This is a genomic window from Pseudoalteromonas sp. P1-7a, assembly GCF_001401855.1.
Lineage (GTDB): Bacteria > Pseudomonadota > Gammaproteobacteria > Enterobacterales > Alteromonadaceae > Pseudoalteromonas.
The window spans coordinates 21,463-37,559 of the sequence record NZ_LKDU01000016.1; the positions used below are offsets into that span (position 1 = coordinate 21,463).

Annotated in this window: 14 protein-coding genes; 4 read left to right on the top strand and 10 right to left on the bottom strand. The window is 40.2% G+C overall.

The genetic code is table 11. The annotated features are described in order from the left end of the window. Positions 1-362 precede the first annotated feature (362 nt). Positions 363-3,383 (top strand): TonB-dependent receptor, encoded by a 3,021-nt coding sequence (locus tag AN389_RS11300; protein ID WP_055019817.1) that lies wholly within the window; start codon positions 363-365, stop codon positions 3,381-3,383. A gap of 75 nt (positions 3,384-3,458) precedes the next feature. Here the strand turns inward: AN389_RS11300 and AN389_RS11305 are convergent, their stop codons facing one another. The 5 genes from AN389_RS11305 to AN389_RS11325 all read right to left on the bottom strand — a co-directional run bounded on the left by AN389_RS11305 (position 3,459) and on the right by AN389_RS11325 (position 10,033). Then, positions 3,459-5,300 carry a methyl-accepting chemotaxis protein gene (locus AN389_RS11305; RefSeq protein ID WP_055014956.1) on the bottom strand — a complete coding sequence of 614 codons (1,842 nt, stop codon included), beginning with the start codon at positions 5,298-5,300 and terminating at the stop codon, positions 3,459-3,461. Between the two features lie 159 nt (positions 5,301-5,459). Continuing rightward, complete coding sequence (gene hemL / locus AN389_RS11310) at positions 5,460-6,740, bottom strand: glutamate-1-semialdehyde 2,1-aminomutase (protein ID WP_055014957.1); 1,281 nt, start codon at positions 6,738-6,740, stop codon at positions 5,460-5,462. A gap of 35 nt (positions 6,741-6,775) precedes the next feature. Next, positions 6,776-7,792 carry an aspartate carbamoyltransferase gene (locus AN389_RS11315; protein ID WP_055014958.1) on the bottom strand — a complete coding sequence of 339 codons (1,017 nt, stop codon included), beginning with the start codon at positions 7,790-7,792 and terminating at the stop codon, positions 6,776-6,778. Between the two features lie 116 nt (positions 7,793-7,908). After that, complete coding sequence (locus tag AN389_RS11320) at positions 7,909-8,343, bottom strand: CopD family protein (RefSeq protein ID WP_055019818.1); 435 nt, start codon at positions 8,341-8,343, stop codon at positions 7,909-7,911. Positions 8,344-8,350: 7 nt separating this feature from the next. Next, on the bottom strand, positions 8,351-10,033 hold the full coding sequence (locus AN389_RS11325; RefSeq protein WP_055014959.1) for a chloride channel protein: 1,683 nt from the start codon (positions 10,031-10,033) through the stop codon (positions 8,351-8,353). 246 nt (positions 10,034-10,279) lie between these two features. On the opposite strand from AN389_RS11325, the gene erpA reads away from it, so the two are divergent. Beyond that, positions 10,280-10,618 carry an iron-sulfur cluster insertion protein ErpA gene (erpA, locus tag AN389_RS11330; protein WP_002958911.1) on the top strand — a complete coding sequence of 113 codons (339 nt, stop codon included), beginning with the start codon at positions 10,280-10,282 and terminating at the stop codon, positions 10,616-10,618. A gap of 48 nt (positions 10,619-10,666) precedes the next feature. Here the strand turns inward: erpA and AN389_RS11335 are convergent, their stop codons facing one another. Beyond that, complete coding sequence (locus AN389_RS11335) at positions 10,667-10,855, bottom strand: hypothetical protein (RefSeq protein WP_055014960.1); 189 nt, start codon at positions 10,853-10,855, stop codon at positions 10,667-10,669. Positions 10,856-11,355: 500 nt separating this feature from the next. Between AN389_RS11335 and AN389_RS11340 the strand changes: the two genes are divergently transcribed. Then, positions 11,356-11,595, top strand: a complete 240-nt coding sequence (locus tag AN389_RS11340) for a helix-turn-helix domain-containing protein (RefSeq protein ID WP_004587151.1) — start codon at positions 11,356-11,358, stop codon at positions 11,593-11,595. A 71-nt stretch (positions 11,596-11,666) separates the two neighbouring features. Here AN389_RS11340 and AN389_RS11345 read toward each other — a convergent pair whose 3' ends face one another. Genes AN389_RS11345 through AN389_RS11360 form a run of 4 tightly spaced genes read right to left on the bottom strand, consistent with a single transcriptional unit; the run spans position 11,667 to position 15,417 of the window. After that, complete coding sequence (locus AN389_RS11345; protein ID WP_055014961.1) at positions 11,667-13,046, bottom strand: AmpG family muropeptide MFS transporter; 1,380 nt, start codon at positions 13,044-13,046, stop codon at positions 11,667-11,669. A 46-nt stretch (positions 13,047-13,092) separates the two neighbouring features. Beyond that, positions 13,093-13,710: a peptidylprolyl isomerase gene (locus tag AN389_RS11350; protein WP_055014962.1), complete on the bottom strand. Its 618-nt coding sequence runs from the start codon at positions 13,708-13,710 to the stop codon at positions 13,093-13,095. A 2-nt stretch (positions 13,711-13,712) separates the two neighbouring features. Then, on the bottom strand, positions 13,713-14,273 hold the full coding sequence (locus AN389_RS11355) for a YajG family lipoprotein (protein WP_055019819.1): 561 nt from the start codon (positions 14,271-14,273) through the stop codon (positions 13,713-13,715). A gap of 1 nt (position 14,274) precedes the next feature. Next, positions 14,275-15,417, bottom strand: a complete 1,143-nt coding sequence (locus tag AN389_RS11360) for a methyltransferase (protein WP_055019820.1) — start codon at positions 15,415-15,417, stop codon at positions 14,275-14,277. A 42-nt stretch (positions 15,418-15,459) separates the two neighbouring features. On the opposite strand from AN389_RS11360, the gene AN389_RS11365 reads away from it, so the two are divergent. Beyond that, entirely contained in the window at positions 15,460-16,071 is a 612-nt protein-coding gene (locus tag AN389_RS11365; protein ID WP_055019821.1) for an alpha-ketoglutarate-dependent dioxygenase AlkB, read from the top strand. Positions 16,072-16,097: the final 26 nt, after the last annotated feature.

Here is a 16,097-nt window from a genome sequence, read left to right on the forward strand (position 1 = left end):
ATAAATTTTAATTACTTTTATTTCCTTTTTATAAATTATTAAATAAAGAGGGAGTATAACCTGCCTAAAAAAGCATTTTACGAGGTTGAAATGCAAGTGCTGTAACTAACATGTTAATAGTTTAATTAGCTGAATTATTATTTATTAAAGCTTTTATTTTGTTTCTTTAAATTAACATTTGACGTTTTATAATTTACAAGTTAGCGCGTGAAAATAATATTAAGGTATTGATTTTTATTGCTTTTATTTCTTGTTTTATCTTTGTTTAATTAACGTGTTTACAATTTGTACCCTTTTGTTACTCTCTGTATGCATTTTGTATAAAGTGCAAAAATAATTATAAACTTAACAGGGATAAGAGTATGAAAAATATTTTCAAAAAAAATCTTACGGCAATAGCGGTTCTCGCTTCACTAGGTGTAACGCTTCCAGCAGTGGCATCAGATGTTGTAGGTTCTATCGATAATATTTCTACTACAGCAGGGTATACCGTAACAGTAAAAAATCCTGCAACAGGGTTAGAAAGAACATTAAATATTTCTGAAGACGGTTCATTTAGATTTGCTTCATTGCCTTCAGGTAGCTATCAAATACAAATTTTAAAAAACGGTGCTGTTGTAGCTGAAGATAGTGTACGCGTTTCATTAGGTGCTAATGCAAAAGCGAGCTTTGATTTAGCACAGGTTAGTGATTCAGGTCCTGAAGTAATCCAAGTATTAGGCGCTCGCATTTCTTCGATTGATTTAACTACTGCCGATTCTGGTCTCGTTATTACAGATGCTGAAATAGATCGTATGCCAATAAGCAGAGACCTTACCTCGGTTGCTTTATTAGCACCAGGCGCTGTAAAAGGGGACAGTGCTTTTGGTAATACTGCGTCGTTTGGTGGCTCATCAGTAGCTGAAAATGCATGTTATATTAATGGCTTAGAGGTTACTAATACACGCCAAGGCCTTGGTTGTGGTGAAGTGCCATTTGAGTTTTATGACCAATTCCAAGTTAAAACGGGTGGTTATTCTGCCAAATTTGGCCGCGCAACCGGTGGTACCATAAACACAACTACTAAAAGTGGTACAAATGAGTGGGAATTTGCGGCAGTTGTGCAATTTCAACCAGACTCTTTGCAAGAAGAAGGCAGTATCTCTCGTGGTAACAATGGTGCAGGTCAAATATTTAGAGACGAAAGCTTAGACACTGATAGCAAAACAGATGTAACTATTTCTGCTGGTGGTCCTCTAATTGAAGACACGTTGTTTTTCTATGGATTAATTAACCCAAGAGATACTGAGTCTACATACACTTGGGGTGGAGATGAATTTTCGCCAAACGATCAATACCGAAATGAATCGGCTTCTGGTGGCGATAATTTATTTTGGGGCGGTAAGCTTGATTGGGATATTAATGAAAACCATAGGTTGAGCTATTTTGCTTACTCTAATCGTCGTGATATTGAGCGTTCTGTATACGAATACAATAACGGTACTGTGGGCGATCGTATCGATGGCGCCATTTTAAAGCGTGGTGGTGAAGCACAAAGCTTAAGTTATACAGGCGTTTTAACTGAAGACCTAGTTGTTACTGCAATGGCTGGTAATATTAAAACAGAATATGAAACGCAATCAGAAAACTTGGTTTGTCCATCTATTACCGACTCTCGAGGTACTGCTAATCCAATCACTGGCTGTGGTGCAGGCGGTAGCTTTGGTGCTAATAATGATGAAAATACCCAATACCGCTTAGATGTTGAATATGTATGGAATGACCATGAAATTACATTTGGTATTGATTACCAAGAGCGTAAGTCTGAGAACATAAGTAGTCCTATCGGTGGCCATAGCTATGACTACAGAACACTTGCAGATAATGGTAGCTGGCAAGCTGATAATGGCGCGCTAACAAATAATACAGGTGCCGCGCTTGACTATGTTGAAGACCGTATCTTTGATGGTGGCGGTAGCTTTGAGTCGGAGTTAACGGCTTATTACATAGAAGATCAGTGGCAAGTAACAGAGGATTTCTCTGTTAAAGTCGGCTTACGTATTGATGAGTTTGATAGCTGGGGGACGACTGGTAAGTTACTCACTAGCTTTGAAACAGATATTGCTCCTCGACTTGGTTTCACATGGGATCCTACGGGTACAGGCGATACTAAAGTATATGGTACATATGGGCGTTATTACTTACCCGTAGCCAATAATACAATTTTTAGAGCCGCATCAGGAGTTAGTGATATAACTACCGCTTATACCTACACAGGTGTAGATTCGCAAACTGGCGCACCTACGGGGCTCACGCCTTTAGCTGACACGCTTGGAAATGGTGGTATTCAAAACTCACAGCAAGTGAGTGGTGTACCGGTTATACCTGAAAAAGATATTTTTCAGGCGCAAGAGGCTGATCCATTCTCTAAAGATGAATATATTATTGGTATACAGCAAGCGTTAAATGATGAATATACAGTAGGTGTTAAAGGTATATACCGCGAAGTTGCAACTGCATTAGATGACTACTGTGGGCGATATGCCTACCCATACTGCGTAATGATAAATCCGGGTGATTCGTCTAGCTGGTACAGCGATGGTTACTACTGGAATGGAACCGATTGGGGGGATTCATCATTCAATAACGACGGTGTTCCAGATAGTGGTTCTTTAACTACCTATTCAGCAGAAACAATAGGCCTACCTAAAGCAAATAATGAATACACCGCTGTAGAGTTTAGTCTTGATTATAAAGCTGACACTATTCGTTATCAGTTTGGTTATACATGGGCTAGAAGTGTAGGTAACTTTGAAGGTGCTGTTAAATCAGATATTGGTCAAGCTGATGCGGGTATTACCCAAGACTTTGACTTCCCAGCAGTTATGGATGGATCACAAGGTTATCAACCTAATGACAGACGCCATACATTCAAATTCTTTGGTAGTTGGGAACCGATGGAAGACTTAACAGTAGGTTGGAATGCTACTTTACAAAGCGGACGCCCTAAGAGCTTATTTGGTCAAGGATATCCATCTACCGATCCAAACTTAAATGGCGGTTGGGGTGATACTTTCTACATTTACACTAATGAATGTCCGGATACAAATGGCAACGGCGACTGTGATCAAGATGAGAAAATCTATGAAAAACATAGCCGAGGCACTAATGGCCGTACACCTTGGGTATTTAACTTAGATTTATCTGCTGCATATGATTTCACAGTATCTGATATCGACATGCGTGCATCGGTTAATGTATTTAACATTTTCAACTCGCAAACAGAGTCATCACTGAATGAACACTATGAGCAAAACGAAGGTGAAGTAAATGCGTACCATGATGCTGCATATTCTTGGCAAACACCACGTTACGTTCGTATAGGTTTAGAAGCTCGCTTTTAACACTTATTAATAACTAACCTAAAAACCCTTCTTAATCGAAGGGTTTTTTGTAATTTAAAAGCACTATTTATTATTTCATGACTTAAAAAATTGCATTGATTTTGTTAGGTCATCGGATAAACGACTAAGTTGCTGCGCATCTTGCAAAGTAGACTGCGCAGAGAGAAGAGTTTGATCTGCTAAATTACTTACTTCTTGCGAATCAGTTAGTGCTTGTGTGGTTGCGATAGATTGCTCTTTTACACTCAGTGCTATCTCTTCGCCTTGGCGTTTTATATCACCCATACTGTACTCTGCACTTTGTAAAACGTCATTTGTTTGAGTGGCGGCTTTTACCGATTGTTCCATCTTTTCAACACTTGAGCGCATTTTTTGTTGTGTATCGTTAGAGGCTTGTTGGAGCGAGCTAATTATTTGGTGAATTTCTTGGGTTTGTGTTTGCGTACGCTGGGCGAGGGTTCTTACTTCATCAGCCACAACAGCAAAACCACGACCATGCTCACCGGCGCGTGCGGCTTCAATAGCGGCATTAAGGGCCAATAAATTTGTTTGATCGGCTATTTCGCTAATGCCTTTGCTTACCTTGCTAATTTCTTGGCTGTCTTGGGCTAATCTATTTAAGGCTTGCTGGCTTTCGGTAAACTCAACTTGTAAATCTTGCATGTACCGAGCCAGTTCCATGGTGTTGTAAGAGCCTTGCTTTACATGCTGCGCTGCATCTTGCGCGGTTAACATCGCTTGATTAGCTGATACTTCTACACTGAGCGCACTTTGTTCCATATTACTAAGTGCATTGTGAATCGCGTTTACGCGTATTTGTTGTTTTTCAACATCTTGGCTTGTTTGGCTACTCGCCTGAGAGAGTGACTTAGTAGCACCACATAGCTCTAATGTGCTTGTTTTTACATTAAATAGTAAATGTGAAATTGCGCTCAGCAAAGCGTTGTAGCGAGTAGCAATTATACCCATTTCATCATTCGTGATTGAATTAATAGAGGCATTTAAATCCCCGTTTGCCGCTCTTTCAGCGGCATTAGCAAAGCGGGTAATACTATCAACTACTGCAAAATAAAAGCTAATCATTAAGTAAAGTGCAATCAATAAACTAATTAATGATGCTGCTAATACAGTGTTTCTTGTCAAGCGCTGCGTGTTCAGTTTTTCATTTATTAGCGATTCAAGGGTAGGAATGCTTTTATCAATTAGTTCGCTAATGCGATTAAGCACTTGGCTGGTAAGCCCCGCAAATTCGTTTTGTGTAAGCTGTATATCATCTGGTTCAAGTAGCCTCTTATCAATAGCTGTTTTAAAAGCGGCTATGGCATTATGTAAATTAGTTAAAGAGGGCATTAGAGCTTTATTTACAGATGTATCAGCCGTGGTGGCAATTGTAATTATTTTATCAAGTTGCTGCTGGTATAAAGGTAGCGACTTACTCAAGTTTGAAAGCGCAATAAAAGTTTCTGGTGTAAAACGCTGGTTAGTAAGAACAGTATTAGCGCTTTGCGCTGTCGCATTTATCTGTATGATAAGCGCAGGTATAGGCGTAACTAATGCGCGATTAACATAAGCACTTGCAAGCTGATTATCTAAGGCTAAATTAGACTGTATTGAAACCAGTTCAAGTACGTCATTCATTTGCTCATCTTTTACATTAAAACCACGTGCTTTTGCTACTTTTACGTTTTTATAGGTTTCACCTTGCATTTGATTTGCAAGAATCTCTCTGTAGCCCAGTAATCCTTGTTTTTGCATTTGAGAGACGCTTATACTCTCGCTTAATAAAGAGACTAAAAAAAACAAACTAAGCGCAAGGGGTAATAATAAAATACCAAAAACTAAACCAATTTTAGTTTTATATTTTAAGTTGCCCATCAATGATGTAGCCGGTGCTGCTAACTGCCTTAAGCTTGTCATACGTTTCTCTTGTAGGGTAAAAGTGAGTCTTAAAAGTGAGACCGTATAAAGGCTAAAAACCATTCAATTATCAATGCGCATAAATAAAAAAAGCCCTTACGGGCTTTTTTTAACTTTAGGGCTAATAACGCACGTTATTAACTTGTGTTTTTTGGATGCTTATAGCTTAGCAAAGGCGCGCTCTGCAGCTTCGATAGTCGCTTGTACTTCTTGCTCAGTGTGCGCAGCGCACACAAAGCCTGCTTCAAATGCAGAAGGTGCTAGGTATACGCCTTCTTCAAGCATTAAGTGGAAAAAGCGTTTAAAGCGTTCTAAATCACATTCAGTTGCTTGCTTATAAGTGGTTACTTTTTCTGCTTCAGTAAAGAAAAAGCCATACATACCGCCAGCGTAGTTTGTGGTTAAAGGAATGCCCGCTTTTTTAGCGCCAGCCTCAAAACCTTCACAAATAGCTTTAGAAATGGCTTCTAACTTATCGTGTAAACCTGGCTCGCTTAATAGCTCAAGTGATTTTAAACCTGCAGCCATTGCAATAGGGTTACCAGAAAGCGTACCCGCTTGGTAAACCGGACCTACTGGCGCAATGTAATCCATAATTTCGGTTTTGCCGCCAAAGGCACCAACAGGCATGCCGCCGCCAATGACTTTACCTAAACAGGTTAAGTCAGGTTTGATGTTGTAATACGCTTGTGCGCCACCTAATGCAACACGAAAGCCGGTCATTACTTCATCAAAAATAAGCACCGATTTGTACTCATCACATACTGCACGCAAGCCTTCTAAAAAGCCTTCAACAGGAGGAATACAGTTCATGTTACCTGCTACTGGCTCAACAATAACACAAGCAATGTCGTCAGCGTATTTTTCAAAAACAGCTTTTACTTCATCAAGGTTATTAAACGATACGGTAAGCGTGTGCTTTGCAAAATCCTCAGGAATACCTGGTGAATTTGGCACACCCATGGTAAGTGCCCCAGAGCCCGCTTTTACCAATAACGAGTCGGCATGGCCGTGGTAACAACCTTCAAATTTTAGGATTTTATCACGACCTGTATAGCCACGTGCTAAACGAATAGCGCTCATAGTGGCTTCTGTTCCTGAGCTAACCATGCGTACTTTTTCGATTGAAGGAACAAGCGCTTTTACTTTTTCGGCCATTAAAATTTCGGCCTCAGTAGGGGCGCCATAACTTAAGCCATTTTCTACTGCTTCATGCACTGCTTGCTTTATAGCTGGGTGATTATGGCCCATGATCATTGGGCCCCACGAGCCTACGTAATCAATATAACGGTTGCCATCAGCATCAAAAGTAAATGCGCCTTCTGCTTTGGTAATAAATAGTGGCGTACCACCCACCCCGTTAAATGCACGTACAGGTGAATTTACGCCACCAGGAATTGAAGTTTGTGCGCGATTAAATAAATCTTGGCTAATTGTCATGAAAAATCCTATAAATTGTCGCTTGGTAAAAGTGTTTAGCTGTCGCGTTTGCGGCTAAACCAAGGAACGTCTACTTCATATTGCTCGACTTTGTTTTCTACGCCGAGGGTTAAAGCAAACAGTGCCATACGAATCAATACGCCATTTTGCACTTGGCGAAATATTGCTAAGTTGTCGTTACTGTTTAAGTCGTTATCAAGCTCGTTAGCTTCTAAACGGCTATCACGTGGAAGCGGATGCATAAGCACTGAATTTGGCTTACAGTGCGCGTTATAAATTGATTGGCTGATTCTAAAGCCGCCACGGTATTTGTTGGCTTCTTCTTGTGAAGGGAAGCGCTCTTCTTGAATGCGTGTTTGGTACACAATATCAGCTGCTAAGTTACCTTCCATTTTGTTAACTAGCTGTATTTTATGGCCTGCATTTTCGACAGCATCTAAAATACTGGTTGGCATTTGCAGCCCATCGGGCGCCACCATCGAAAACTTCACATTTTTGTAATGGCACAATAATTTAGAGAGTGAATGGACTGTACGGCCATATTTTAAATCGCCAACTAGGGCGATATGCATGCCATCAATACTTTGCTCAAATCGGTTTAGTTCACGCTCAATGGTTAGTAAGTCAAGCAATGCTTGAGTAGGGTGCTCGTTAGGGCCGTCCCCCCCATTTATAACAGGTACGGTACAACCTTCTGAAAATTCGCTTACCGAGCCTGCATCAGGGTGGCGCATAGCAACGGCATCAGCATATGCCGAGATAACGCGCGCTGTATCGTAAAGCGATTCACCTTTAGCAAGAGCGGAGCTTTGCATACCGGTTGTTTCGCGCACGCCACCGCCTAGTAAATTAAAAGCAGTACCAAAGCTTACACGCGTTCGTGTGCTTGGTTCAAAAAACAAATTAGCTAAAATAGCGCCTTCTAGCACGGTTGTTTGCTTTTGTTTTTTAGCATAAGGCTCCATTTTTTTTGCTACTGCAAAAATACGCTCAATGCAGTCTCTGTCGAGTTGATTTACCGACAGTATATGTTCACCTTGGAAACTTAACATGGGGTTATTCCTAATCAATCAAAGGGGCGCGATAATCCATAAAAATGGGGCACGCAATCGCGCGTGTTATAGCAAGTATTGTAAATTGCAGCGCAGTTTAACATGCGCTGTGATGCTTATAAATTAGGTTTTATCACCGCAAGCGCAACAATAATAAGCAGCGCAATCACTGGGAGCTCATTAAAAATACGATAAAAGCGGTCTGTTTTGGTATTTCTGTCGTGTTTAAAGTCGCTTAGTAATTTAAAACAGTAGCCGTGGTATAGATATAAAATGATGACCAGTACCAGTTTGTAGTGCAGCCACATGCTGTATCTAAACCAATCACGACCATATTCTACAATGGTGAGCACACCAAAAACGGCCGTTAAAATGGCAAACGGGGTAACAAAAAAGAGTAGCCGACGTTCCATCACTTTAAGCATTGAGTTACAGGCTTTTTCTTCGCTCATCGCGTGGTATACAAATAACCGAGGTAAATAAAAAATACCGGCAAACCAAGCAATCATAAAAAAAATGTGCAGTGTTTTATAAATTAATAAAGCGCTCATAAGAATCCTAAAGTAGGCTGTTACGAATAGTTAAAATATTATTTATTTGATCCCAGCGTAATAGCCCCATTATTTGTTGGTCATCTAGCAAGTTGTAAACATACAGGGCACCGCTGCGTTTATCTTTTAAAATATCAAAGGCATCGGCTAAGGTCGATTGACTGCTAATACCCTGTAAACTAATGTAGTTTATATTTATGGTTTCGCCCGACATCAGAGTAAGGTCATACTCTGCTAAACGATAGCCGTTTTCTTCGTCAAAGACGATTAAAGGGGTTTGGCTGTCCATGGCATCTAGGGTGTTTTTTATTTGCTCTTTATCATCAGAATAAAGCAGCTTAAAGTTTTCATCCATATCATCCATTATGCCCACTTTTTGTAGCGCCTCCGTTGCGGGCGATACATGATAGGGGAGTCCTTGAAAATCGAGCTGTTGCAAAAATATAGACCGATTACCAAATACTTGCAGCGCCGTTACATAAGCGGTTGTTATCACTAACATGGCCGGTACAATAATCTCTGGCGAGGAGGTAAGCTCCATCACCGTTGTTAATGCAGCTAACGGCGCATGTAATGTAGCTGCGAGTAACCCTGCCATGCCTAATACGCCGTATGTGCCCGCAATGTCAGCACCTGGGCTTATAAACTGGGCAAAAAAGGCCATTAAAGTACCGGTTAAAACCCCAAGCCCAATTACAGGGCCTATTAACCCGCCTGGTATTCCTAAGCCAATTGCAAACAGGGTAGCCAGCAGTTTAGCTATTAAAATAGTGGTAAGTAGCTGCGCGTTTTCTGGCGATTCAACCGCAATCGTAATTGCGCTCATACCTGAGCCCATCGCTTGGGGCACTGCATAGGCAATAACACTCGCAATACAACCTGCAATGAGTAAACGAGGAAACATGCTTAAAGGTTTAAATGTTTTTATGATCAGCATTAAATTTTGATTAAAGCTATAGGCAATTGCCCCTAAGGCCATGCCACATAAAATTAAATATGGGTAATGCCAACCACTCAATGGCGTAATGCTAATAAGTGCCAGCTCCGAGCCTTCACCAAACACAAACTGTGTTGCTAAAGCGCCCGTTAACGCAGCAAGCATAATTGGTACAAAAATATGCACTTTATACTCACGTAGCACCACTTCCATAACAAAAATAACCGCAGCCAGTGGGGTATTAAACGAGGCTGCAATACCAGCGGCGACACCACAGCCACTTAATGTGCGCATGGCGTTGTGCGGTAAATGCAGTTTGTCGGCTAATATACTCGCGCCAGTAGCGCCCATATGAACAGATGGCCCTTCGCGACCAACCGAAAAACCACTTATTAATGCCAGTGCACCACCAACAAATTGGTTTACAGTATTGTACAAAGGCATTTGCCCATAATGGCGTTTAATACGATGAATAACAAAAGGAATGCCTAAACGATAGTGCTTAAAACCAGTAAATGCGGCAAAGGTTGCTATTAATAGCGCTGCAATTAATGGCATTAAAACCCGTTCAAGAGTAGGGATAGTGGTAAAGTTATCAGGAGTGTCTAAAAATAAGCTTTGAAAAAACAGAATCGTTAAGCGAAATAAAATGATAAAAAATGCAGCAATTAAACCAGCACTTACGCCTAATAAGCATAATTGCACAGAGGTTTTTGGTTTTGCTAATCGACGCCTGAGTTGCTCAAGCCACATGCTGTATTCTCCGCCACATTTTTTCAGCGAGCAGTTTAGCAAAAGAGCGCGGGTAAGTCCTTGTGATTTTGCAATTTTAGTTACTAATATTAACAAATATTACAGCGTCTCTCTCAATGCTATTTGTTTTGGTACCGGCCAAAGTAAAGGTTAATAAGTAAGATACCCTAACAGATGTTTGACTATACTTGATTAAAATACTCGGGTATTAGATAATCACGCCATTGCGATATTGAGGGTTTTAAAATGTCTGAAGAATTACCAATAAAGTTCAGCGATGCAGCTGCTGTTCGTGTTAAACAGTTAATCGACGAAGAAGAAAATCCAGATTTAAAACTGCGTGTTTATGTAACAGGCGGCGGTTGTTCTGGTTTTCAATATGGTTTTACTTTTGATGAAAAAGCAAATCCTGGTGATTTAGAAATTGTCAAAAATGGTGTAACGCTGGTTATTGATCCAATGAGTATTCAGTACTTAGTTGATGGCGAGGTGGATTACACTGAAGGGTTAGAAGGCGCACGCTTTTTTGTATCTAACCCTAATGCAACGACCACCTGCGGGTGTGGTGCAAGTTTTAGCGTTTAAGCAATTTACGCTTAGTTATTAAAGCCGCATTAGCGGCTTTTTTAATGTCTAAAATTCAATCGGGCTGTAGTGGGTAAATTGCATTATTAATACAAAAAAGCCTAATACAAACGCAGAAAAAGCAAGAATGTATAAAAAGCCTTTTTTACCTTGTTTAATAGGTACGCCGTAATGACGTAAAAACATAAACCATAAAAAGCATAGTAAAACTGGTAACAAAAATAAGACTCTAAACATACTTCCTCTTTAGTCCCTCAATAAGGGAAAAACGTTATTTATGGGAACTTTTTTACTGATACTGTTGTTTAAACATCAATACAGCAAGGTTATTCGCACGTTAATTTGTAACAAAGCGCTTTTATCTTACAATTAATTTTTTAGTAAAAAACTTAATATTTTTGGTACGTTAACTTAAATATTCAGCATAAGTAAAGGTTAGTGGTTGGGTAAATTTATGCAAACTATGTAATTAATTATTTAACCGAACTGTTAATAGTATATAATGTATCCAAGAGTGAGACGGGCAAAATTTCACTCTTAATAAAAACAAACCTATATCCTATTTTTGCGGGTTAGCACTGAATAGATTGGTAGGTTGAATAAGTAGCAATACCTTTGCTTATTTTAAGCAATAGCTTGCTATTGAAAAATGTAGTGGGTATCTGCTTATATGCCACCAATCATTGTGTGACTACTGCTTTGACGGGTATGTCATATCATCTAGTAGGAGATGTAAAATGATGGGCAAAACTGTTTCTTCTGAAGAAAACGAAAAGCTAACTAAATGGCTTAAAACAAAACGCCATGAAAAGGGTCATACAATGCGTAGCCTAGCACAAGTGCTAGGAACACCTCACTCATTTATCGGTAAGATTGAAAATCAAGAACGCCGTTTAGATGTTATTGAGTTTGTACGTTACTGTAATGCACTTGAAGTTGATCCGCATGAAGCGCTAGGCTTAATTAAAGCGGATTAATATTGTTTTGCTTAGGGTGTTATAAGGGGCACTTGAATGGCCTAAGCAAATCACGTTAATGCAGGGATGCATTACCTATTTTGATGGTAATTTTGCTCTAACTGATAAAGCTTATGCCTAATCAAATATAAAAATACCAGCGAAGGGATTACCATTAGCGCCGTTAGCACAAAAAATAATGCCCAATTCCCCATTAACCAATCATCAATAACCACACCACTGTAACTTGAAAGCAATGTGCGCCCTAAATTCCCTAATGAGGCAAGTAAAGCATAATGTGTTGCACTAAATGCCCGGTCGCATAACATCGATATAAACGCCACCATAGCCACTAACGACCAGGCTTGCGTAAAGCCATCAATAACAATAGCAAAAGCGTATAATCCTAAATTAGGGCCAACCAGTGCAATAGCCGAAAATGCTAAGTTAGACCCCGCCATTGCCACACCACTTATAAATAGTCCTTTTACAATGCCGTACTTTTGATTGAATAAGCTGCCCACAAAGGTAAAAGCAATGGTAAGTACGGCTGTGCCTACTTTTGAAAAGGTAGCTATGTCACTGTTACTAAAGCCTATTTCTTTATAAAAAACAATCGACATTCGCCCTAAAAAAGCTTCGCCAATTTTAAATAAGAAAATAAATGCTAATAAGGCAAGGGCTGTTTTTACGCCATTTTTCGCAAAAAAGGTTTTAAAGGGGTCAACCACTGTAACGCCAAGCCAAGCAATCACTTTAGTAAAGGGCGTTTGTTTAATGCTGGCTAGTTTTTCAAGGTATACACGCTCAAGCTCTGCGTGAACAGCTTCTCGGTTTGATTTAGGCTCTTTAGCAAACAACACGCCGCTCATTAGCAGTAACATAACAGCGGCTAAAAAGTAATACACTTGTGGCCAATCTAAAGAGGGGATATCGGCCATGTAAAAAGGAATAGCACCAAGTAATGCATAACCTGTCCACCAACCCGATGTGGCCATAGCAGCAGCGGCAGTGGCTTTGTAAGATTCGTTTTCGCTTAACGTATCTATTCTAAATGCATCAATTGCGATGTCTTGTGTGGCAGAGGCGACTGCGATGAGTAAACACAAGCCGGCGGCAATTGCTAAGTTTGCTTTTAAATCAAGGCCTGCTAAAAGCAGGGTGCCAATAAACATAAAGCTTTGACAAAATATAATCCAGCTGCGACGTTGCCCAAACCATTTGTACAATAAGGGCAGCTTGGTTCTATCAATAAGTGGCGACCACATAAAGTTAATGCTGTATGCGCCAAATACAATACCAAATAAGCCAATCATACTGCGGCTTAGGCCTTCATCTTTTAGCCAAGCCGACATAACTGAGCCAATCAGCACCCATGGAAAACCACTGCTCATACCAAATATAAAAATATTGATTAAACGTTTATCTTTAAAATACGAGAAATATTCGCTTATTGAGAGGGTTTTGCTCATAGGGCCTTCATTGGCGTTGGGTGCAACTTAGTTACACCTCAGTGATTTATAATGGGGTTTGCTCAAGTACTTTAATATTTAAAATAACAACGGGCGTTTTTGGTACAAAGTCATAGCCAATTTTTTCATTAAAGCCGGTTTCTACAGCCATAATTTTATCTAGCGTGTCGTAACCATCCATTACATTGCCAAACACGGCAAAGCCCCAATCTCTTCCTGGGTTTAAATGATCGTTATCATCCATATTAAAAAAGAACTGGCGAGTTCCTGAATGCGGTTCACGGTCTTGATACGCCATAGCAATGCTGTACATATCATTTTTTAAACCGTTGCCGCTTTCGTTAAATATAGGATCGTTTTCGTGCAGGCCGTCAAGGTCTTTATCGTAGCCACCGCCTTGTATTACAAAGTCACGGTCGTTTTCAACATCACGTTCTACACGGTGGAATATACTGCCTTGGTAACTTTTATCCATTACGTAGGTTAAAAAGTTATTTACTGTAATAGGGGCTTTTGAGCGGTCTAGCTCAACCACAATGCTGCCCAATGACGTGACTATTTCTACACGCGGGAAAATATTGTCTTTTTGTACAAAACGGCCTTCTTGCGCGGCAAAGGTGCTTACACTGAATAGTAGGCTCAAGCAGATTAAAAATTGTTTCATTGTTAACCTTCTAAAAATTCAATTAATTCTGGGTCCGATACAATGCGGGTTATAATTTGTTCCGTCAACTTATTGAGTTGACCTTCAATTTTGGCGCGATCGTGGCTCAGCGGCCCTTCTAAATTTGCGCTGCCGCGGTACACCTTAGTGAAATTACTGGTAGAGCGAAGTACGCGCACACCCAATTCAATGTTCGCTTCGCTGGTATGGCTCATGAGCTTTTCAGTCACTAGTGCTTGTAAGGCATGAATGTCTAGTTCAAAGCGGGTTGTTGCTAGGTTAGAAATACTTGCTCCGTTACGGTTTAGCGCGCTATCTAATACGCTTTTAACAGAGGTAACAATATCTTGGCTTGCAAAGGTTTTAGTCTTATCAGACTCAACAAGCTTAAGGGTTGCGCTATCGCCCCGTAAATCAATGACGCTGGTACTTAAACTGGCTGATATAACACTAATTTGCCCGTTTTTATAAACTGGGTTTAATATCACTTGGTTTGGCTGATTACTGCATGCGCTAAACACCAGCATGGAGCAACAGGCTAAATTAAATTTAGTTAATTTCATTTTATAGCATCCCACTATTTTTAGTTGCGCTGAGCACTACAAACTTTTTGTTTGAACCTAATAGCTTACAGTTACCAAACATACGATTTAATTTATCGTGATAATCTAAATGACGATTACCAATAATACGTAGCTCGCCACCTTCTTTTAATGTGTCTTTAGCTTGTTTAAACATTTGCCACGCAATGTGATCGGTAACGGCTTGGGCTTGGTGAAATGGCGGGTTACACAACACCATATCAACACTGTTTTTTTCAAAGCCGGTTAAGCAATCATTTTCTATAAATTGGCAGTCATCAAATCTATTTGCTTGGTTAAGTTCTACATTTAAACGTGCAGATTCGACCGCCATGTACGACTCATCAACAAAGGTTACCGACGCATTTGGACAGCGTGATAGCGTCATTAAGCCCACTACGCCATTACCACAGCCTAAGTCGATAATGCTTTTTGCCTTTGAGGTTTGTGGCAAGTAATTAAAAAAGAACCGTGCACCTATATCTAACGAATCGCGCGAAAACACATTGGCATGGTTCGTTATATTAAAGTCAGTGCCTTCAAGTTGCCAACTGACCGGAAAGTTAGCCGCTTTATAACCGCCTTTTGCTGTACTTAATATCAAACGCGACTTTTTAACGGCCAAGCTTGTTTTGGTCTCGCCAATAAATTGCTCAAACGCTTTTATAGTTGAATTATGTATTTCCTTTGTTTTACCCGCAGCAATAACCGGTGTGCCTGGGGCAAGTACTTCACTTAACTCACTTAATTGAAACTGTAAGAACCCTACGTTACGTGGCACTTTTATTAGTACTAAATCAACCTCTTCAGGCAGCGCGGATAAGCTATCTAACTGTGTAAATTGTGCTGGTGATAGTTTATTTTCTTTTAAATTATAGGCTGCAGCTTGGTGGCTAATATAAGAATCGTTAACTGAACAAACCGTTAATTCACTAAAATAACAGGCCAGGGCACCAAACGCGTCGTTTAAAATGAGTAATGAGCGACAATCAGGGTGATGTTCGTTAACATAATTGATAAGGTACTCATCGGCCGAATCCCATGCTTGTAAACTGCGGTTTTTTTGATCCAAAGGGAAACGTTCAAGAGTAAATGTTTTATCGCCTAGCTGGGCTTGCGTCGTCATAATGGTTTGTTGATCAGAAATCTAATGTAGGTAAATTCTAACATGCAACGGCAAAACGCCAACCCCCAACAGTTACCAAACGGCTTTTCTTATCAAAGTAAGGCGCTTAGTGCGCAAAAAAGCCTCGATTTATTCTATTATTTACAAAAAAACCTTAACTGGCAGCAGCCTAATGTCACTGTGTATGGCAGAACTGGACCCATACCACGCTTGCAATGCTTTATGAGTGATTTAAATATTGAATATGGCTACTCACACAGTAAACAATTAGTAGAGCCGTGGGATGATGTACTTTTAGCGATGCGCAAACGTTTAGAGCGACATTTAAACAAGCCGCTTAATTCGCTATTAGTCAATTACTATCGTGATGGTAACGATACTATGGGCTGGCACAGTGATGATGAAATAGAACTCGGCCCAGAGCCTACCATAGTATGTATATCGCTCGGTGCTGAGCGCGCACTCAAGTTAAAACAAAAGGCCACGAATAAAGTCACCGACTTAAAATTACAAAGTGGCAGTTGCTTAGTGATGAGCGGGCATAGTCAGCGCGACTACCAGCACGCAATACCTAAACAAACAACCCTTGCGCACCCACGCATTAGCTTAACGTACCGATTTATTGAGCACATTAAACAAAAGCAATTTAGTTAGTTAAATTAACTTGTTATAGTAGCTGC

Excerpts from the sequence above, each read along its gene's own strand:
- AN389_RS11345 (WP_055014961.1), bottom strand. The coding sequence starts at position 13,046 with ATGAGCAAAACCCTCTCAATAAGCGAATATTTCTCGTATTTTAAAGAT.
- AN389_RS11325 (WP_055014959.1), bottom strand. The coding sequence starts at position 10,033 with ATGTGGCTTGAGCAACTCAGGCGTCGATTAGCAAAACCAAAAACCTCT.
- erpA (WP_002958911.1), top strand. The coding sequence starts at position 10,280 with ATGTCTGAAGAATTACCAATAAAGTTCAGCGATGCAGCTGCTGTTCGT.
- AN389_RS11305 (WP_055014956.1), bottom strand. The coding sequence starts at position 5,300 with ATGACAAGCTTAAGGCAGTTAGCAGCACCGGCTACATCATTGATGGGC.
- AN389_RS11350 (WP_055014962.1), bottom strand. The coding sequence starts at position 13,710 with ATGAAACAATTTTTAATCTGCTTGAGCCTACTATTCAGTGTAAGCACC.
- AN389_RS11300 (WP_055019817.1), top strand. The coding sequence starts at position 363 with ATGAAAAATATTTTCAAAAAAAATCTTACGGCAATAGCGGTTCTCGCT.
- AN389_RS11355 (WP_055019819.1), bottom strand. The coding sequence starts at position 14,273 with ATGAAATTAACTAAATTTAATTTAGCCTGTTGCTCCATGCTGGTGTTT.
- AN389_RS11315 (WP_055014958.1), bottom strand. The coding sequence starts at position 7,792 with ATGTTAAGTTTCCAAGGTGAACATATACTGTCGGTAAATCAACTCGAC.
- AN389_RS11320 (WP_055019818.1), bottom strand. The coding sequence starts at position 8,343 with ATGAGCGCTTTATTAATTTATAAAACACTGCACATTTTTTTTATGATT.
- AN389_RS11335 (WP_055014960.1), bottom strand. The coding sequence starts at position 10,855 with ATGTTTAGAGTCTTATTTTTGTTACCAGTTTTACTATGCTTTTTATGG.
- AN389_RS11360 (WP_055019820.1), bottom strand. The coding sequence starts at position 15,417 with ATGACGACGCAAGCCCAGCTAGGCGATAAAACATTTACTCTTGAACGT.
- AN389_RS11340 (WP_004587151.1), top strand. The coding sequence starts at position 11,356 with ATGATGGGCAAAACTGTTTCTTCTGAAGAAAACGAAAAGCTAACTAAA.
- AN389_RS11365 (WP_055019821.1), top strand. The coding sequence starts at position 15,460 with ATGCAACGGCAAAACGCCAACCCCCAACAGTTACCAAACGGCTTTTCT.
- hemL (WP_055014957.1), bottom strand. The coding sequence starts at position 6,740 with ATGACAATTAGCCAAGATTTATTTAATCGCGCACAAACTTCAATTCCT.